Genomic DNA, 18,274 nt, shown 5'->3' with positions numbered 1-18,274 from the left:
TCTCGCTCTCCCCCCCTGTGGGGGGCCGCCCCTCGCCCCCCCCCCCGGCCCCTCTCGCGTACGGGAACGACTAGCCGAGGCGGGACTCCGCCCGCCTGGCGCGGACGTCGCCGACCTTCTGTCCGACCTTGCGCCGGATGACCAGCAGTGGGGCCATCGCGGCGAGCGTGATCTGGGCGAAGGCGCCGACGTGCATCAGGGCGTCGCCGCCGGGCAGGCCGGTCGCCCAGGCCGCGAGGCAGCCGATGGAGACGACGATCCAGCACAGCGTGGCGGTGGCCAGCAGCCCCTGGGGCTTGGGGTACTCGATCCGGCTGACCATGAGGTACGCGGCGCCGAAGATGGCGAGCAGACCGGGCAGGAACGGCGGGTCGAGCAGCACGATGGCGATCACCGTCATCGCGCCCATCGGGCAGGGCATGCCCTGGAACACCCCGGGTCGCATCTTGACGGCGGAGAAGCGGGCGAGCCGCAGGACGACCGCGAGCAGGACGGTGATCGCGATGAGCGCCGAGAGCTTGCTGTTGGAGCCCTGGGAGACCATGCCCCAGACGGCGACGAAGTAGGCCGGCGCGATGCCGAAGCTGATCAGGTCGGCCAGGTTGTCCAGTTCCGCTCCGAGGGCGGAGGAGCGGAGCTTGCGCGCCACCAGCCCGTCGAAGAGGTCGCACATGGAGCCGATGAGCAGCAGCGTGACCGCGGTGGCGGCGCTGTGCCGGTCGGGTGCGGCGTCCGGGTTGGTGATGTGCGGGACGAGGACCCCGGTGGTGATCGAGTAGATCGCCAGGAAGCCGCAGACGGCGTTCCCCAGGGTCAGGAAGTCGGCGGTGGACAGGTGCTGGGGAGAGCGCGGGGCGCGCAGCTCGCGGTCGCGCGCCCAGCGGCGACGGCGCAGGGCCGTCTCCTCGTCGTCCAGGCCGACGATTGTCTCAGGATCAGTCACGGTCAAGGCGCGTCACCCCGGCTGTGGTCTTCTGGCCGACCTCGACGCCGACCTCGACGCCGGCCGGCAGGTAGGTGTCGACCCGGGAGCCGAACCGGATCAGACCGATCCGGTCGCCCTGCTCGACCTTGGTACCGGCGGCGATGTACGGCACGATGCGACGGGCCACGGCCCCCGCGATCTGCACCATCTCGATGTCGCCGAGCTCGGTGTCGAAGTGCCAGACGACCCGCTCGTTCTGGTCGCTGTCCTTGTTGAACGCGGGGACGAAGCCGCCCGCGACGTGCTCGACCGACGTCACCGTGCCGGGCAGGGGCGCACGGTTGACGTGGACGTTGAGCGGGCTCATGAAGATCGCGACCCGGGTGCGGCCGTCCGGCCAGGCGTCGATGCTCTGCACCACGCCGTCGGCGGGGGAGATCACTCTGCCCGCGCCGATCTCACGCTCGGGGTCGCGGAAGAACCACAGCATGCCCGCGCTGAGCGCACAGGCGGGTACCGCTGCCAGGGCCCACTTGCCGCTGCGCCGGGTGAGGGCGGTGGTCACGGCGGCCGTGGCGAGGGTGGGGACGAACCAGGGGGTGGCTCCGCGCGCGATGGTCACGCGGGGTCGCCGACCGGCCGTCGTGGCTGCGAGGGCATCGCGGTCCGTGACGGAGGTGTGAGGGGACGGGCTGATGGGCATCGAAGACCTTTGTCGCGGGGGATCATGGCCGCTGGACGGGGGCCACCGCGGGATCGGGTAATAGAGGGACGGCTTGCTGTCCCGGTGGATGCTATCGGGAGCACACGGTGGGTGGGCAACCCGCCTGCTCGTTCACGTGTCCGGTGGAAGCGCGTGTGCGCGTCCCACCTCTACGACCGTAGCTCGCCCCGGTCCGGTTCCCAAGGGACCGGACGGGGCTGGTGACACTTGTCTCAACAGGCCCGTCGGCGGAACCCGGTGGGCGGAACGGGCCGTTCGCGGTCCGCCGGGGGCGCGGGACACGGCCCGTCGAGGGTGTGCGGAAGCGGCCGCGGGGCGTGTCGTTGCAGCTGTACGCCCTGCGGCCGCTCCCGGAGGGCCGTGCCGGACCCAGGCGGACCAGGCCGGGGTCGTGATGGGCACGGCGGGTGGCCGGGACGGGCCCGCACGCCCGTCGACCGGCGGTTCGGAAGGGGTCGTCCAGCCGGCCCGGAGCGCCCCGGGGGCCGCTCGTCGAGCCGGGGTGACCCGGTGCTCACTCCGCGATCCGGTACTCCTCCAGGAGCCGGCGTCCGACGATCATCTTCTGGATCTCCGCAGTTCCTTCACCGATGAGCAGCATCGGGGCCTCGCGGTAGAGCCGTTCGATCTCGTACTCCTTGGAGAAGCCGTAGCCGCCGTGGATGCGGAAGGCGTCCTCGACGACCTCCTTGCAGTACTCGGAGGCGAGGTACTTGGCCATGCCGGCTTCGAGGTCGTTGCGCTCGCCGCCGTCCTTCTTGCGGGCGGCCATGACCATCATCTGGTGGGCGGCCTCGACCTTGGTGGCCATCTCGGCGAGCTTGAACTGGATGGCCTGGTGCTCGGCGATCTTCTTGCCGAAGGTGGAGCGCTGCTGGGCGTAGGAGATGCCGAGTTCGAAGGCGCGGCGGGCGACGCCGCAGCCGCGGGCGGCGACGTTGACGCGGCCGACCTCGACGCCGTCCATCATCTGGTAGAAGCCGCGCCCGGGGACGCCGCCGAGGATGCGGTCGGCCGGGATCCGGACGTCCTGGAGGACCAGTTCGGTGGTGTCGACGCCCTTGTAGCCCATCTTCTCGATCTTCCCGGGCACGGTGAGGCCGGGGACGGTCGGGTTCGGGCCGAATCCGGGGGTCTTCTCGATCAGGAAGGTGGTCATGTTCTTGTACGGGGTGCTGCCGCCCTCGTCGGTCTTGCACAGGACCGCGACGAGGGTGGAGGTGCCGCCGTTGGTGAGCCACATCTTCTGGCCGTTGAGGACGTAGAACTCCCCGTCCTTGACGCCCTTGGTGGAGATGGCCGAAACGTCGGAGCCGAGGCCGGGTTCGGACATCGAGAACGCGCCGCGGATTTCCCCGGCGGCCATCTTCGGCAGGAAGTGGTCCTTCTGTTCCTGGGTGCCGTGGGCGTTGATCATGTGCGCCACGATGAAGTGGGTGTTGACGATGCCGGACACGCTCATCCAGCCGCGGGCGATCTCCTCGACCACCAGGGCGTAGGTGAGCAGCGACTCGCCGAGGCCGCCGTACTCCTCGGGGATGGTGAGGCCGAAGAGGCCGAGCTGCTTCATCCCCTCGACGATGGCGGTCGGGTACTCGTCCTTGTGTTCCAGCTCGGTCGCGACCGGAATGATCTCCTTGTCGACGAAATCCCGCACGGTGGCGAGGATGTCCCGCTGGATCTCGGTGAGGCCGTCGGTCTGTGCCAGGCGTCCCATCGTGCGGCTCCGAAAGGTTTGAGGGGGCGGGGGGGGGGGGATTGCCGGGGGCCCTGCCGGCGTGGCTGCGGCAGCAGGGCCCCCGTTCCGGGTGGGGGTCGGCCGATGACGGCGGCCGGCCCCTCCGGGGTCTGGGGAGATCCGGGGTCCCAGGAAAGGGGTCCTAGGAAAGGGGAGTCGGGCGGCCGGGCTGCTCGCCGCCGCGCTCCTTGATGTACGTCCCGGTCGGCACCATCACCTTGCGGCGGAAGATGCAGACGACCGTGCCGTCCTGCTTGTACCCCTTGGTCTCGACGTACACGATGCCGCGGTCGTCCTTGGACTTGGACGGCCACTTGTCGAGGACGGTGGTCTCGCCGTAGAGGGTGTCGCCGTGGAAGGTCGGCGCGACGTGCCGCAGCGACTCGATCTCCAGGTTGGCGATGGCCTTGCCGGAGACGTCCGGGACGGACATGCCCAGCAGCAGCGAGTAGATGTAGTTGCCCACCACCACGTTCCTGCCGAAGTCCGTCGTCCGCTCGGCGTAGTTGGTGTCCAGGTGGAGCGGGTGGTGGTTCATGGTGAGCAGGCAGAAGAGGTGGTCGTCGTACTCGGTGACGGTCTTGCCGGGCCAGTGCTTGTAGACCGCGCCGACCTCGAACTCCTCGTAGGTGCGTCCGAACTGCATCGCGGCGGGCCTCAGCTTTCCGGGATCTCGAACTTGGTGGTGCGCTCCAGGCCGGCGGCCCGGCCCTTGCCGGCGATGACCAGGGCCATCTTGCGGCTGGCCTCGTCGATCATCTCGTCGCCGAGCATCGCGGAGCCCTTGGCGCCGCCCGCCTCGGAGGTGCACCAGTCGTAGGCGTCGAGGATCAGCTCGGCGTGGTCGTAGTCCTCCTGGGAGGGCGAGAAGATCTCGTTCGCGGCGCCGACCTGGTCGGGGTGGAGCACCCACTTGCCGTCGAAGCCGAGGGCGGCGGCGCGCCGGGCGACCTCGCGGTAGCCCTCCTGGTTGCGGATCTGCAGGTACGGGCCGTCGATGGCCTGGAGGTCGTTGGCGCGGGCGGCCATCAGGATGCGCATCAGGATGTAGTGGTAGGCGTCGGCCGGGTAGCCGGCCGGCTGCTCGCCGACCACCAGGGACTTCATGTTGATGGAGGCCATGAAGTCGGCGGGGCCGAAGATGATGGTCTCCAGCCGGGGCGAGGCCTCGGCGATGGCGTCGACGTTGACCAGGCCCTTGGCGTTCTCGATCTGTGCCTCGATGCCGATCCGGCCGACCTCGAAGCCCATGGTCTTCTCGATCTGGGTGAGCAGCAGGTCGAGCGCCTTGACCTGCTCGGCGTCCTGGACCTTGGGCAGCATGATGCAGTCGAGGTTGGGGCCGGCGCCCTCGACGACGGTGATCACGTCGCGGTAGGTCCAGTGGGTGGTCCAGTCGTTGACCCGGACGACGCGGGTCTTGCCGCCCCAGTCGCCGTTGTTGAGCGCGTCGACGATGTGGTGGCGGGCGCCCTCCTTGGCCAGGGGGGCGCAGGCGTCCTCCAGGTCGAGGAAGACCTGGTCGGCGGGGAGGCCCTGGGCCTTCTCCAGGAAGCGCGGGTTGCTGCCGGGCACGGCGAGGCAGGAGCGGCGCGGGCGCAGACGGTTGACGGTAGCCATGAGGGTGGGTCGGTTCCTTCCCAGTGGTCAGCTGGTGGGCGCGGGTGCGGGCGTCCAGGGCTGGAGCTTGTTGGCGAGCCGGATCTCGTCCACGATCCGGCCGATGATGGTGGTGATGCCGAAGTCCTTCGGGGTGAACACGGCGGCGACGCCGGCGGCCTTGAGGGCCTCGCCGTCCGCTGCCGGGATGATGCCACCCACGATCACCGGGACATCCTGCACCCCGGCCCGGCGCAGCCGGCGCAGGACGTCGGGCACCAGCTCGCAGTGGGCGCCGGAGAGGATCGACAGGCCCACGCAGTGCACGTCCTCCGCGACGGCGGCGGAGACGATCTGCTCGGGGGTCAGCCGGATGCCCTGGTAGACCACCTCGAACCCGGCGTCGCGGGCCCGGACGGCGATCTGCTCGGCGCCGTTGGAGTGTCCGTCCAGGCCGGGCTTGCCGACCAGCAGGCGCAGTTTGCCGGAGCCCAGTTCCTCGGCGGTGGCGGCGACGGCGGCGCGCACCGCGGCCAGTTCCCCGCCGGGTTCGGCGGCCACCGCGACCGGGGCGCCGCCGACGCCGGTGGGCGCGCGGTACTCGCCGAAGACCTCGCGCAGGGCGAAGGCCCACTCGCCGGTGGTGACGCCGGCCCGGGCGCAGGCGAGCGTGGCCGGCACCAGGTTGGCGTCGGTGGCCGCGGTGGCCTTGAGCTCGGCCAGCGCGGTCTGGACGGCGGCCTCGTCGCGCTGCCCGCGCCAGGCCTCCAGGGCGGCGAGCACGGACTGCTCGGAGGCCGGGTCGACGACCATGATGGCGGTGTCGAGGTCGGCCGTGAGCGGGCTCTCCTCGGTGGTGTCGAAGCAGTTGACGCCGACGATCTTGTCCTCGCCGGACTCGATCCGGGCCCGCCGGGCGGCGTGCGAGGAGACCAGGTTGGACTTCAGGTAGCCGGACTCCACGGCGGGAATGACCCCGCCCATCGCCAGTACCTTGGCGATCTCCGCCTCGGCGCCGGCCAGCAGGTCGGCGGTCTTGGCCTCGATCACCTCGGAGCCGTTGAAGAGGTCGCCGTACTCCAGCAGGTCCGACTCGTAGGCCAGCACCTGCTGGATCCGCAGCGACCACTGCTGGTCCCAGGGCCGGGGCAGGCCCAGCGCCTCGTTCCAGGCGGGCAGTTGGACGGCGCGGGCGCGGGCGTCCTTGGAGAGGGTGACGGCCAGCATCTCCAGGACGATCCGCTGGACGTTGTTCTCCGGCTGGGCCTCGGTCAGGCCGAGCGAGTTGACCTGGACGCCGTAGCGGAAACGGCGCTGCTTCGGGTCCTGGACGCCGTAGCGTTCCAGCGTGACCTTCTCCCACAGCTGGGCGAAGGCGCGCATCTTGCACATCTCCTCGACGAAGCGCACGCCGGCGTTGACGAAGAAGGAGATCCGGGCGACCACCTCGCCCATCCGCTCGGCCGGCACCTGGCCGGAGTCGCGGACGGCGTCGAGCACCGAGATGGCGGTGCACATCGCGTAGGCGATCTCCTGGACGGGCGTGGCCCCGGCCTCCTGCAGGTGGTAGCTGCAGATGTTGATCGGGTTCCACTTGGGGATGCGGCCGACGGTGTAGGCGATCATGTCGGTGATCAGGCGCACCGAGGGGCCGGGCGGGAAGACGTGCGTCCCGCGCGACAGGTACTCCTTGACGATGTCGTTCTGGGTGGTGCCGGTGAGCTTGGCGATGTCGGCGCCCTGCTCCTCGGCGACCACCTGGTAGAGCGCCAGCAGCCACATCGCGGTGGCGTTGATCGTCATGGAGGTGTTGGTCTGTTCGAGCGGGATGCCGTCGAACAGGGTGCGCATGTCGCCGACGTGGCCGACCGGGACGCCGACCCGGCCCACCTCGCCGCGGGCGAGGAGGTGGTCGGAGTCGTAGCCGGTCTGGGTCGGCAGGTCGAAGGCGACGGACAGGCCCGTCTGGCCCTTCGCCAGGTTCCGCCGGTAGAGCGCGTTGGAGTCGCTCGCGGTGGAGTGCCCGGCGTAGGTGCGCATCAGCCAGGGGCGGTCGCGCTCGTGCTGATCGGTCATCGGATCTGCCTCAGACGTTCCGGAAGCGGTTGATCGCCGGCAGGTGCAGCTCGCGCAGCGCGTGGTCGCGCACGCCCAGGCCCTCCTCCGGCGCCAGGCAGAGCACGCCGACCTTGCCCTGGTGCTTGTTGTGGTGCACGTCGAGGGCGGCCTGGCCGGTCTCCTCCAGGGAGTAGACCTTGGACAGGGTCGGGTGGATCTTGCCCTTGGCGATCAGGCGGTTGGCCTCGAAGGCCTCGCGGTAGTTGGCGAAGTGCGAGCCGACGATGCGCTTGAGCGACATCCACAGGTAGCGGTTGTCGTACTGGTGCATGAAGCCGGAGGTGGAGGCGCAGGTGACGATGGTGCCGCCCTTGCGGGTGACGTACACCGAGGCGCCGAAGGTCTCCCGGCCCGGGTGTTCGAAGACGATGTCGACGTCCTCGCCGCCGGTGAACTCGCGGATCTTCGCGCCCAGGCGCTTCCACTCGCGCGGGTCCTGGGTGTGCTCGTCCTTCCAGAACTTGTAGCCCTCGGCGGAGCGGTCGATGATCGCCTCGGCGCCCATGGCGCGGCAGATCCCGGCCTTCTGGTCGTTGGAGACCACGCAGATCGGGGTGGCGCCGCCGGCCAGCGCGTACTGGGTGGCGTACGAGCCGAGGCCGCCGCTGGCGCCCCAGATCAGCACGTTGTCGCCCTGCTTCATGCCGGCGCCGTTGCGCGAGACCAGTTGGCGGTACGCGGTGGAGTTGACCAGGCCGGGGGAGGCGGCCTCCTCCCAGGTGAGGTGCTTGGGCTTGGGCAGCAGCTGGTTGGTCTTCACCAGGGCGATCTGGGCCAGCCCGCCGAAGTTGGTCTCGAAGCCCCAGATGCGCTGCTCCGGGTCCATCATCGTGTCGTTGTGGCCGTCCGGGGACTCCAGCTCGACGGAGAGGCAGTGCGCGACGACCTCGTCGCCGGGCTTCCAGGCGTTGACGCCGGCGCCGGTGCGCAGCACCACGCCCGCGAGGTCGGAGCCGAGGACGTGGTACGGCAGGTCGTGGCGCTTGGTGAGCGGCGACAGTCGGCCGTAGCGCTCCAGGAAGGAGAAGGTGGAGACCGGCTCGAAGATCGAGCTCCAGACGGTGTTGTAGTTCACCGCGCTGGCCATGACGGCGACCAGGGCCTCGCCGGGGCCCAGTTCGGGCAGGGCGACCTCGTCGAGGTGAAGGGACTTGCGGGGGTCCTTGTCGCGGCTGTCGAGGCCCGCGAACAGTTGCTCCTCGTCCTTGTGGAGCGTCACCGCTCGGTAGGACTCGGGAAGCTTGACGGCGGCGAAGTCCTCCGACGTGGCGTCGTTGCTGAGGATCGCGTCGAGGATTTCCTGCATGGCTGCCTCCGAAGGCGTACCTGTGTGAGGGCACAGGGCGTCTGGGGTAGCCGGGAGCGGACACCGGCTTCGCTGAGGTGGGTGGTGGTTGGTCGGGCTGGGCGCCCGGGGTGGACCGGGTCGAACGCGCACTGCTCCCGGGGTGTGGGAACGCCGGACGACGGCGCGCCGAGGTGGGGAGCCGCGGCGCCGCGACTGGTGAGTAACAAGGTAGTGGCACCCTGTGCCACTCGTAAAGACACCGGGTGTCACGAATTCCGGCGCGCTGGAACGGCCCTCGAACGCGCTGCGGCGGACGCCGAAAGGGCCCGCGCCGACTGCTCGACGCGGGCCCTCGATATCGCTCTGACCTGGCTGGATGGTGACCTCAGGACTCCCTGGCGCCACTCAGTGCGGCCCGGATGCTGTCCACCACCACGTCCAGCGGGGCGTCCGTCCGGGCGACTGTGATGAGCACCTCACCTCCAGGGCTGGCACTCAGTGCGCTCTCGGCCAGCACGTCACCGGGAGCCCCATTGGCACCCGGTGCCACCAGGGAGCCGCGGCGTCTGGCACCCGGCGTGCTGGCGGCCCAGAAGGTCCGCCGGATCACCTCGAAGGAGTGGTCCAGCTGCGCCTCCACGTCCCCGCGCCCGCCGGCCCGCAGCCAGCGCCGCAGCACGTGGTTGTGCGCCGCGACGACCGCCGCCGCCGACACCTCGGCCAGCATCGAGTCGTCCTCGCCGCCGCGCTGCCAGCCCGACGGGATGGACTCGCCGGTGTCGAAGCGGCCCAGCAGGTACCGGGTGAACAGCCGCTCGTACCGGGCCACCACGGCGATCTCCCGCTCGCGCAGCGCCGGGACCTGACGGATCAGCTGGTACCGCGCGACCGACACCCCCGGCGTCGAGGCGTACATCCGCAGCACCTCCTTGATGCCGCGGCAGACCACGTCCAGCGGGTGCTCCTCCGGCTCGGCGCTGGCCAGCAGGTCGGCCACCCGGACGAGGGTGTCGTCGTGGTCCGGGAAGATCGCCTCCTCCTTCGACCGGAAGTACCGGAAGAAGGTCCGCCGGGCCACCCCGGCGGCGGCCGCGATCTGGTCGACCGTGGTCTCCTCGTAGCCCTGCGAGGAGAACAGCTCCATCGCGGCGGTGGCCAGGTCCTGACGCATCTGCTGGCGCTGCGCCGCCGCCCGGCGGCTGCCCGGCCCCCCTTCCGGCCCGGTGCCCCCGGTCGAGGGGGTCGTCCGGTCGGCGCCGCGCGGTCCGGCGGAGTGCTGCGGGGTGGCTGACTGAACCCGATCCATGTCCGGAACGCTACACGGCCCCGGCGGTTCGGCCGCGGCCCTTCCCCGACGGACCGGTGCGACCGGGCCGGTGACGGCCGGTCTGGGCCAGCGCGCGGACACCGTCCCCGGGCTCCAGCCCGGTCTGACCGGGCCCGATCCGGTCGCGGACGGCCCGGCCCCGGGCGGCGCCGCCTCGCGCGCGGCGGCGCCCCCGGCAGCTGGCGTGGTCACCGGCGCGCGTGGTCGCGGAAGCCGCGGCCGGTCTTGCGGCCCAGGCAGCCGGCGGCGACCAGGTGCTCCAGCAGCGGTGCGGCCGCCAGGCCCGGCTCGCGGAACTCCTGGTGCAGCACCTGCTCGATGGTCAGCGAGACGTCCAGGCCGACCACGTCCAACAGCTCGAACGGGCCCATCGGGTAGCCGCAGCCCAGCTTCATCGCGGTGTCGATGTCGTCCACCGTCGCGTAGTGCTCCTGGAGCATCCGCACCGCGTCGTTCAGGTAGGGGAAGAGCAGCGCGTTGACGATGAAGCCGGCCCGGTCGCCGCACTCCACCGGGTGCTTGCGGACCGCGGCGGTCAGCTCCAGCACGGTCGCGGTGACGTCCGGAGCGGTCAGCACGGTGGAGACCACCTCGACCAGCTTCATGGCCGGCGCCGGGTTGAAGAAGTGCATGCCGATCACGTCCTGCGGCCGCGAGGTGGCGGTCGCGCAGCTGATCACCGGCAGCGAGGAGGTGGTGGTGGCGAGCACCGCGCCCGGCCTGACGATCTTGTCCAGGGCGGCGAACAGCTCGCGCTTGACCGTCAGGTCCTCGGCCACCGCCTCGATCACCAGGTCCACCTCGGCCAGTTCGGCGTACTGGCCGACCGGGGTGACCAGCGCCAGCGCGGCGTCCCGCGCCTGCGCGCTCAGCCGGCCCCGGTCGACCGCGCGCGCCAGCGACTTCGCCAGCTGCGCCTTGGCCCGGTCGGCCTTCTCCTGGCTGCGGGCGGCCAGCAGCACCGGGCGGCCGGCCTTGGCGAAGACCTCGGCGATGCCGGTCGCCATGGTGCCCGAGCCGCAGACGCCGACCGTGCGGACCTCCCGGCCCGCCACCGCGGCCCGTGCCGGGCCGGTCGCCGCGTCCACGGCCCTGGACGAGCCGGGCGCCTCGTAGGTGTAGAAGCCGCGGCCGGACTTGCGGCCCAGCAGCCCGGCCGCGACCAGCTGGCCGAGGATCGGGGCGGGCGCGTGCAGGCGGTCCCGGGACTGCTCGTACATCGCCTCCAGGACGGTCCGCGCGGTGTCCACGCCGATCAGGTCGAGCAACGCCAGCGGGCCCATCGGCAGCCCGCAGCCGAGCCGCATCGCGGCGTCGATGTCCTCCCGGGAGGCGTACTTGGACTCGTACATCGCGGCGGCCTGGTTCAGGTACGCGAACAGCAGGCCGTTGACCACGAAGCCGGCCCGGTCGCCGGCGGCCACCGGCTCCTTGCCGAGGTCCCGGGCGAACGCGGCGGCGTCCTCGGCGACCTGCGGGGAGGTCAGCACCGTGCGGACCACCTCGACCAGCTTCATGCTGTGCACCGGGTTGAAGAAGTGCAGGCCCAGCACCCGCTCCGGGCGGGCGGTCGCGGCGGCGATCCGGGTCACCGAGAGCGCGGTGGTGCCGGTGGCCAGCACCGTCCCCGCCGGGCAGATCCGGTCCAGCTCGGCGAAGAGCTCCCGCTTCAGCTCCAGCTGCTCGGGCACCTCCTCGATCACCAGGTCGGCCCCGGCGGCGGCCGACAGCTCGTGGCCGACCGAGATCAGCGCCAGCAGCGCGGTGCGCTCCCCGGCGGTGATCCGCTCCCGGTCGACCGCGTGCGCGGTCGCCTCCTCGATCCGGGCCAGTGCCCGGGCGGCAGAGTCCTCGGTGGCCTCGATGCCGATCACCCGGCGGCCGCTCCTGGCGACGGCCACCGCGACACCGGCACCCATCGTGCCGAGGCCGACGACGGCGACCGTGGAAAAGGGACGCTCCATCTGTCCTGACTCCTAGTCCTGAAGGGCCCGCGCACGCCCCGGCGGGCAGGCCGCCGCGCCCGCGCGTGCGGCGGGGGCGGCCGCCGCCGGGGGAGGGTCCGCGCGCGGGGCTGGGGAGATGACGGGTTCCGGCACACGGCCCCGGCGGCCGGTCCGCTCCGGCCGAACTGAGGGGTGTGCCGTGGTGCTCAGGCGCTCAAGGGTGAAAGGAAGCGGCTCTGATACGAGGAAGGAGACCCGGCCCGCCGCGGTTCGCGGCGCCGGCCGGTGAATGACGCACCGCGCGCCCGCCGTGGACACGGCGACCGCAGGCCCCCGCCGGTGCGGCTCCCGTAGCCCGGCGGTGGTGCGTCCGGCCACTGTAGCGAAGCTACCCGCGAGTAGGAAGGGGTGCGGGCGTCACAAAAGGCATCCGGACGGCGCGGCGGGGTTCGGTGGCGGCCCGAACGGGTGAACGGGCGGACGGACGTCCACGGGGACCACCCGATAGGGGAGTTACCCGGCCGCGGCGGGCGGGGCAGCATGGGGGGCATGACCCTCGGAACCGCCGCCGGCCCCGCCGCGTCCGCCTCCGGCTCCACCGGCCCGGCCGGAGGCCTCGGCGGGCACCTCGCCGCCGTCACGCTGCCCCCGCGCGCCGCGCGCGTCGAACAGGCCGAGGCCGCCGTCGACCGGCTGCGCACCGCCGCCGTCGACGCGGTGGCCGTCACCTGGGTGGACAACGCGGGCATCACCCGGGTCAAGGCCGTCCCGCTGGGCGCCCTGGTGCACGCCGCGCAGTGGGGCGTCGGTACCGCACCCTGCTTCGACGTCTTCCTCGCCGACGACGGCATCACCACCAGCCCGAGCGCCGGCGGCCCCACCGGGGACCTGCGGCTCTACCCCGACCTCGACCGGGTCGTCCCGCTGGCCGCCCAGCCCGGCTGGGCCTGGGCCCCGGGGGACCGGCACACCCAGGCCGGCACCCCGCACCCCGGCTGCCAGCGGCTGTTCGCCCGCCGGATGGAGGCCGCGGCCGCCGAGCGCGGGCTGACCCTGCGGGCCGGCATCGAGGTCGAGTGGGTGGTCGCCCTCGCCGGCGGCCCGCAGGACGAGCCGCAGTACCCGACGCACGGCCCCGCGTACGGGATGCACCGGCTCACCGACCTCACCGACTACCTGCGGGACGTCCTGCGCGCCCTCGGCGAGCAGGGGCTGACCGTCCTGCAGATCCACCCCGAGTACGCCCCGGGCCAGTTCGAGGTCTCGGTGGCCCCCGAGGGTCCGGTCGGCGCCGCCGACACCTCCGTCCTGGTCCGGCACACCGTGCGGGCCGTCTCCGCCCGGCACGGCCTGCGGGTCTCCTTCGCCCCCGTGGTCGAGCCCGGCGCGGTCGGCAACGGCGGGCACCTGCACCTGAGCCTCTGGCGGGACGGCCGCAACCTCGGCCACGGCGGCCCCGGCCCGCACGGCCTGACCGCCGAGGCCGAGGGCTTCCTCGCCGGGGTGCTCGGCGCGCTGCCCGAACTCCTGGTGCTGGGCTGCTCCAGCCCCGCCGGCTACCTGCGGCTGGTGCCCTCGCACTGGGCCGGCGCCTACCAGTGCTGGGGCCTGGAGAACCGCGAGGCCGCGCTGCGCCTGGTGACGGGCTCCACGGGGGAGCGGGCCGACGCCGCCAACGCCGAGGTCAAGTGCTTCGACGCCAGCGCCAATCCGTACCTGGCGGTCGGCGCGGTGCTCGCCGCCGGTCTCGCCGGTATCGACCAACACCGGGAGCTGCCAACGGAGTTCACCGGTGACCCGGCCGCCGCCGAGCCCGGCGCGGTGCCCCGGCTGCCGACCGGACCGGCGCAGGCGCTGGCCGCGTACGAGCGCTCGGCGGTGCTGCGGGAGGCGCTCGGCGGGCCGCTGTACGAGGCGGTGCTGGCGGTGCGCCGGGCGGAGGGTGAGCAGTACGCCGCCGCCACCCCCGAGCAACTGGTCGCCGCCACCCGCTGGCGGTACTGACCGGTGCACGCCGGGGCCCCGGCGGTGCCCGCGCTGGTCGACCACCACTGCCACAGCGTGGTGGCGGCCGACCTCGCCGACGACGCCCTGGCCGGGCTGCTCACCGAGTCCGACCGGCCGCCCGCGCCCGGCTGTTCGCCCTTCGACAGCGCGCTCGGCCTGGCCGTCCGGCGCTGGTGCCCGCCCGTCCTCGGCCTGCCCGCGCACGCCCCGGCCGCCGACTACCTGGCCCGGCGGCGGGAGCTGGGCGGCGCCGAGGCCACCCGTCGGCTGCTGGCCGCGGCCGGGCTGGACACCTGCCTGGTGGACACCGGGCTGACCGCCGCCGCGGGCCTTCCGCTGCTGCCGCTCGGCGAACTCGCCGCGGCCGCCGGGGCGGTGGTGTACGAGGTGGTCCGGCTGGAGTCGGTGGCCGAGGCGGTGGCGGGCCCGGCCGAGTCCTGGCCGCAGGCCGTCGGGGAGGCGCTGGCGGCGGCCGCCGCGGGTGCGGTCGCGGTCAAGTCGGTGCTCGCCTACCGGCACGGCCTGGCCGCCCCCGCCGAACGGCCCGCGCGGGCGGCCGTGGTGGCCGCGGCCGGCGCCTGGCTGCGCGGCGGGCGGGGCCGGCTGGCCGATCCGGTGCTGCTGCACCACCTGCTCTGGACGGCCGTGGACGTCTGTGCCGGGCTGGGCCTGCCGCTCCAACTCCACACCGGATTCGGCGATCCCGACCTCACCCTGCACCGGGCCGATCCGTCGCTGCTGACCGGTTTCGTGCGCGCCGCCGAGCCGAGCGGCGTCCCGCTGGTGCTGCTGCACTGCTACCCGTACCACCGCCAGGCCGGGTGGCTGGCCCAGGCCTTCCCGACGGTGTACACCGACCTCGGGCTGACCGCCTCCTACACCGGCCCGCGGGTGGCTGCGGTGCTGGGCGAGATGCTGGAACTGGCGCCGTTCGGCAAGCTGTTGTTCTCCACCGACGCGTACGGGCTGCCGGAGTTGTACCTGGTGGGCGCCGCCCAGTTCCGGTACGGACTGGGGGCGGTGCTGGCCGACTGGCAGGCGGGTGGCGCCTGTTCGGCGGCGGACGCGCAGCGGCTGGCCCGGTTGGTCGCCGCCGACAACGCCCGGACGCTGTACTCACTGCCCGGCGCACCGTAGCACGTCGGCGGACCGTCACTTTTTAACACTCTTCAATTCTGTTGACATGTTGGGCCTCCGGACTCCTCGGTTCCGATGTTGGCCAACATGTGACGATTAGATGACTACCTCTTGCGCTTATCAGCGAATATTCATTAGCGTCCCGATCATTCCAGGCGCACCTGCCACACCGCAGCTGCCGCATGACGACTCGGGAGGGCCAACCCCTATGAGAGTTCCTCGGATCAGCCGGACCCGGTTCGCGGCGGTGGGCCTCGTGCTCGCCACCGCCGGCGCCCTCGCGCTCCCGGCCGGCACCGCCGTCGCGGCCCCCTCGGCGGGCTCGACGACCGGTCCGCTGCTCAGCTACGTCGTCAACACCAAGGCCAACCACGGCCAGGTGCAGAAGGTCGAGAAGGCGATCACCGCCCTCGGCGGCTCGGTGGTGTACTCGTACGAGCAGATCGGCGTCGTCATCGCCCGCTCGGACGACACCGCGTTCGCGCAGAAGCTGCGCCAGGCCAAGGGCGTCGACTCCGTCGGTGCCAGCCGCACCAAGGGCATCACCGCCGCCGACCAGGCCAAGGCCGACGTCGCCGCCGAGCCCTCCGCCGCGCCCGCCGCCGGTCAGGAGCCGTACGAGGCCAACCAGTGGGACATGCGCCAGATCGGTGTCGACAAGGCGCACAAGCTCTCGCTCGGCAGCCGCAACGTCACCGTCGGCGTGCTGGACTCCGGCATCGACGCGACGCACGAGGACCTGGCCGCCAACGTGGACGCCTCGCAGTCGGTCTCCTGCATCGACGGCGGCAAGCCGAACACCGACTGGAAGTCCTGGCAGCCCACCACCAGCGACCACGGCACCCACGTGGCCGGCACGATCGGCGCCGCCAAGAACGGCAAGGGCGTCGTCGGCATCGCCCCGAACGTGAAGCTGGCCGCGGTCAAGGTCGTCGACGACGGCGGGTTCATCTACCCCGAGTACGCGATCTGCGGCTTCGTGTGGGCCGGTGAGCACCAGTTCAAGGTGACCAACAACAGCTACTACGTCGACCCGTGGATGTTCAACTGCCCGAACGACAAGGACCAGGCCGCGATCAGCGCCGCCGTCCGCAAGGCGGTCTCGTTCTCGCAGCGCAAGGGCGTCCTCAACGTCGCCGCGGCGGGCAACGAGAACATCGACCTGGCGCACAAGACCGTTGACGTCTCCAGCCCGGACGACACCACCAAGGTGACCCGCCCGGTCACCAACGACTGCCTGTCGCTGCCGACCGAGCTGCCCGGCGTCATCGCCGTCTCCTCGGTGGGCGTCAAGGGCGACAAGGCGTACTACTCCAGCTACGGCAAGGGCGTCGTGACCGTCGCCGCGCCGGGTGGCGACCGCCGCTACCAGCTCCCGGACACCCCGGACAAGGACGGTCGGATCCTCTCCACCATCCCGGGCAACAAGTACGGCTACATGCAGGGCACCTCGATGGCCACCCCGCACGTCGTCGGCGTGGTCGCGCTGCTCGCCAGCACCTTCCCGTGGGCCAACCCGGACGAGCTGACCGAGCTGCTCACCAACCAGGCGGAGTCGCACCCCTGCCCGACCGGCGAGTACAACCCGGGCGGCACCGGCGCGTACAAGGCCACCTGCGAGGGCGGCGCGGACGACAACGGCTTCTACGGCGCGGGCATCATCAACGCCGAGAAGGCGGTCCAGTGGTGGCGCTGACGCGCTGACCACGGCGACACCTGAACACTGAGTCGGGGAGCGGGCCCATCCGGGTCCGCTCCCCGGTCGTTTCCGGGCCTCCGCGCCCGGGCCCTGCCCGGCCCGCGCCCGGCCGACTTCCACGGGCGGGCCCCGGCCCACTCACTCGACGTGCTGGTCCCAGCCCGTCTCCACCGACGGCTTGCCGTGCAGGTCCGGGACTTCCTGGAGCCAGGCGGGCCGGCCGGCCCGCATCCGGGCCTCCCGGCGGCGTTCGGCTTCGCGCAGCTGCTCGGGGGTGGCGAAGCCCTCCGGGAGCCACTGCGCGGAGAGCACCACCCGGGCGGCCAGGTGGGTCACGTAGGCGTGCCGGACGGCGGCCACCGAGTCGAAGCCGGGCTCGTCGGCCAGCCACTCGTCCGGGACGAGTGCCAGCACCTCCTCCAGCAGGCCGACGGTGACCAGCGGGCCGAGCTCCTCGTCGGCCAGCCGGACGTCCGGGGCCGCGCCGCCCAGCGCGTGCGCGCTGAGGTCGTAGCGCTTGCCGACCGACGCCTCGGCGGTGGCCCAGCGGTGGTGGAAGATCAGTGCGGCGCCGTTGTCGATCAGCCAGAGCCGTCCGTGCCAGACCACCAGGTTGGGGTTGTGGACGGTGCGGTCGACGTTGCCGGTGAGGGCGTCCAGCCAGACCACCCGCCCGGCCTCGGCGGAGTCCACCGGGATCATGCCCGGCCGGTAGTCCCGCGCGCCGGGCAGCAGGTCCATCCCGAGGTTGAGGCCGCCGCTGGCCTTGAGCATGTCCTGGATCTCGGTGTCGGGCTCGTCCGCGGCGACGGCCGGATCGAAGTCCACCAGCCGCAGCTCGGGGACGCGCAGGCCGAGCCGCCGGGCCAGCTCGCCGACGATCACCTCCGCGACCAGCGCCTTGCGGCCCTGCGCGGCGCCGGTGAACTTGACCACGTAGGTTCCCAGGTCGTCGGTCTCCACCACACCGGGGACGGAACCGCCGGACCGCAGCGGATCGACGTAGCGCACTGCTGTCACCAGATCGAGCACACCGGCCACCCTATCCCGCCGCCCCGCCACCTCTGCGGGCCGTCCGGTCGGCCTGCGCCCCCGGCGCTGTGATTGGCTTGCCGGTGAGAATCGGAAGACCAAACGGACGAGGAGAGCAAGGCCATGGGACAGGTGCAGGCCACCACCGAGCGGGACTACGACGCCGCCCCCGAGCGGGTGTACGAGGCGCTGGCCGACTACCAGGTGACCCGCCCGAAGCTGCTGCCCCCGCAGTACAGCGAGTACGAGGTCCGGGTCGGCGGCACCGGCGCCGGCACCCAGGTGCATTGGAAGCTGCAGGCCACCGAGAAGCGCGTGCGGGACTGCCTGTTCACCGTCTCGGCGCCCTCGCCCGACCAGCTGGTGGAGAAGGACGCCAACTCCAGCATGGTGATCACCTGGACCGTCTCGGCGGCCGGCGAGGGCCGGTCGAAGGTCACCGTCTCGGCCACCTGGCAGGGTGCGAGCGGCATCGGCGGCTTCTTCGAGCGGACCTTCGCCCCGAAGGGCCTGAACCGGATCCACGACCAGGTGCTGGCCAACCTGGCCGCCGAGGTCCGCTGAGTCCGCGGAGCTCACCGAGTTTACCGGGTTCACCGGGTTCACCTTTCCGCGGAAATTCGCCCGGGAATTCGAGCGGCGCGGACACCCCGCCGTCCCGGAAAACCGAGAGGGGGGAGGACCGCCCCCCCGCGGGGGGGAGGGGCCCCCCCCGCGGGGGGTGCCCCCCAAGG

The 18,274-nt window shown here is 72.3% G+C and carries 14 protein-coding genes; 4 read left to right on the top strand and 10 right to left on the bottom strand.

Translation table 11 applies throughout. From position 1 onward, the window contains the following. Positions 1–70: 70 nt before the first annotated feature. The 9 genes from ACFV61_RS08535 to ACFV61_RS08495 form a co-directional block, all read right to left on the bottom strand. Positions 71–949: a CDP-alcohol phosphatidyltransferase family protein gene (locus ACFV61_RS08535; protein WP_030059975.1), complete on the bottom strand. Its 879-nt coding sequence runs from the start codon at positions 947–949 to the stop codon at positions 71–73. Next, positions 936–1,628, bottom strand: coding sequence for a phosphatidylserine decarboxylase (locus tag ACFV61_RS08530; RefSeq protein ID WP_063349590.1), 693 nt, complete (start codon positions 1,626–1,628; stop codon positions 936–938). The genes ACFV61_RS08535 and ACFV61_RS08530 overlap by 14 nt, the downstream gene beginning before the upstream one ends. 535 nt (positions 1,629–2,163) lie before the next feature. Next, positions 2,164–3,366, bottom strand: a complete 1,203-nt coding sequence (locus ACFV61_RS08525) for an acyl-CoA dehydrogenase family protein (RefSeq protein ID WP_063349591.1) — start codon at positions 3,364–3,366, stop codon at positions 2,164–2,166. A 163-nt stretch (positions 3,367–3,529) separates the two neighbouring features. Next, a complete protein-coding gene (locus ACFV61_RS08520) occupies positions 3,530–4,033 on the bottom strand; it encodes a MaoC family dehydratase (RefSeq protein ID WP_380376418.1) in 504 nt (167 codons plus the stop codon). Between the two features lie 11 nt (positions 4,034–4,044). Further along, positions 4,045–5,007 carry a CoA ester lyase gene (locus tag ACFV61_RS08515; RefSeq protein WP_063349593.1) on the bottom strand — a complete coding sequence of 321 codons (963 nt, stop codon included), beginning with the start codon at positions 5,005–5,007 and terminating at the stop codon, positions 4,045–4,047. 27 nt (positions 5,008–5,034) lie between these two features. After that, positions 5,035–7,062: a protein meaA gene (locus ACFV61_RS08510; protein ID WP_063349594.1), complete on the bottom strand. Its 2,028-nt coding sequence runs from the start codon at positions 7,060–7,062 to the stop codon at positions 5,035–5,037. A gap of 10 nt (positions 7,063–7,072) precedes the next feature. Then, complete coding sequence (gene ccrA / locus ACFV61_RS08505) at positions 7,073–8,410, bottom strand: crotonyl-CoA carboxylase/reductase (RefSeq protein ID WP_063349595.1); 1,338 nt, start codon at positions 8,408–8,410, stop codon at positions 7,073–7,075. A gap of 367 nt (positions 8,411–8,777) precedes the next feature. Beyond that, positions 8,778–9,698 (bottom strand): TetR family transcriptional regulator, encoded by a 921-nt coding sequence (locus tag ACFV61_RS08500; protein WP_063349596.1) that lies wholly within the window; start codon positions 9,696–9,698, stop codon positions 8,778–8,780. Between the two features lie 209 nt (positions 9,699–9,907). Then, complete coding sequence (locus ACFV61_RS08495; RefSeq protein ID WP_380490739.1) at positions 9,908–11,683, bottom strand: 3-hydroxyacyl-CoA dehydrogenase family protein; 1,776 nt, start codon at positions 11,681–11,683, stop codon at positions 9,908–9,910. 531 nt (positions 11,684–12,214) lie between these two features. Between ACFV61_RS08495 and ACFV61_RS08490 the strand changes: the two genes are divergently transcribed. The 3 genes from ACFV61_RS08490 to ACFV61_RS08480 all read left to right on the top strand — a co-directional run bounded on the left by ACFV61_RS08490 (position 12,215) and on the right by ACFV61_RS08480 (position 16,505). Further along, complete coding sequence (locus tag ACFV61_RS08490; RefSeq protein WP_380490737.1) at positions 12,215–13,669, top strand: glutamine synthetase; 1,455 nt, start codon at positions 12,215–12,217, stop codon at positions 13,667–13,669. Positions 13,670–13,672: 3 nt separating this feature from the next. After that, entirely contained in the window at positions 13,673–14,809 is a 1,137-nt protein-coding gene (locus tag ACFV61_RS08485) for an amidohydrolase family protein (RefSeq protein WP_380490735.1), read from the top strand. Positions 14,810–15,017: 208 nt separating this feature from the next. Then, positions 15,018–16,505 (top strand): S8 family serine peptidase, encoded by a 1,488-nt coding sequence (locus tag ACFV61_RS08480; protein ID WP_063349599.1) that lies wholly within the window; start codon positions 15,018–15,020, stop codon positions 16,503–16,505. A gap of 141 nt (positions 16,506–16,646) precedes the next feature. Here ACFV61_RS08480 and ACFV61_RS08475 read toward each other — a convergent pair whose 3' ends face one another. After that, positions 16,647–17,540, bottom strand: coding sequence for a HipA family kinase (locus ACFV61_RS08475; protein WP_380490733.1), 894 nt, complete (start codon positions 17,538–17,540; stop codon positions 16,647–16,649). 123 nt (positions 17,541–17,663) lie between these two features. On the opposite strand from ACFV61_RS08475, the gene ACFV61_RS08470 reads away from it, so the two are divergent. After that, positions 17,664–18,104 (top strand): SRPBCC family protein, encoded by a 441-nt coding sequence (locus ACFV61_RS08470; protein WP_063349600.1) that lies wholly within the window; start codon positions 17,664–17,666, stop codon positions 18,102–18,104. Positions 18,105–18,274 lie beyond the last annotated feature (170 nt).

Source organism: Kitasatospora sp. NPDC059817, from assembly GCF_042731835.1.
Classification (GTDB): domain Bacteria; phylum Actinomycetota; class Actinomycetes; order Streptomycetales; family Streptomycetaceae; genus Kitasatospora.
The sequence above is the reverse complement of the archived record's forward strand: the minus strand, read 5'-3'. Positions and strand labels throughout refer to the sequence as shown.

Excerpts from the sequence above, each read along its gene's own strand:
- ACFV61_RS08470 (WP_063349600.1), top strand. The coding sequence starts at position 17,664 with ATGGGACAGGTGCAGGCCACCACCGAGCGGGACTACGACGCCGCCCCC.
- ACFV61_RS08490 (WP_380490737.1), top strand. The coding sequence starts at position 12,215 with ATGACCCTCGGAACCGCCGCCGGCCCCGCCGCGTCCGCCTCCGGCTCC.
- ACFV61_RS08510 (WP_063349594.1), bottom strand. The coding sequence starts at position 7,062 with ATGACCGATCAGCACGAGCGCGACCGCCCCTGGCTGATGCGCACCTAC.
- ACFV61_RS08515 (WP_063349593.1), bottom strand. The coding sequence starts at position 5,007 with ATGGCTACCGTCAACCGTCTGCGCCCGCGCCGCTCCTGCCTCGCCGTG.
- ACFV61_RS08500 (WP_063349596.1), bottom strand. The coding sequence starts at position 9,698 with ATGGATCGGGTTCAGTCAGCCACCCCGCAGCACTCCGCCGGACCGCGC.
- ccrA (WP_063349595.1), bottom strand. The coding sequence starts at position 8,410 with ATGCAGGAAATCCTCGACGCGATCCTCAGCAACGACGCCACGTCGGAG.
- ACFV61_RS08525 (WP_063349591.1), bottom strand. The coding sequence starts at position 3,366 with ATGGGACGCCTGGCACAGACCGACGGCCTCACCGAGATCCAGCGGGAC.
- ACFV61_RS08480 (WP_063349599.1), top strand. The coding sequence starts at position 15,018 with ATGAGAGTTCCTCGGATCAGCCGGACCCGGTTCGCGGCGGTGGGCCTC.
- ACFV61_RS08520 (WP_380376418.1), bottom strand. The coding sequence starts at position 4,033 with ATGCAGTTCGGACGCACCTACGAGGAGTTCGAGGTCGGCGCGGTCTAC.
- ACFV61_RS08530 (WP_063349590.1), bottom strand. The coding sequence starts at position 1,628 with ATGCCCATCAGCCCGTCCCCTCACACCTCCGTCACGGACCGCGATGCC.
- ACFV61_RS08495 (WP_380490739.1), bottom strand. The coding sequence starts at position 11,683 with ATGGAGCGTCCCTTTTCCACGGTCGCCGTCGTCGGCCTCGGCACGATG.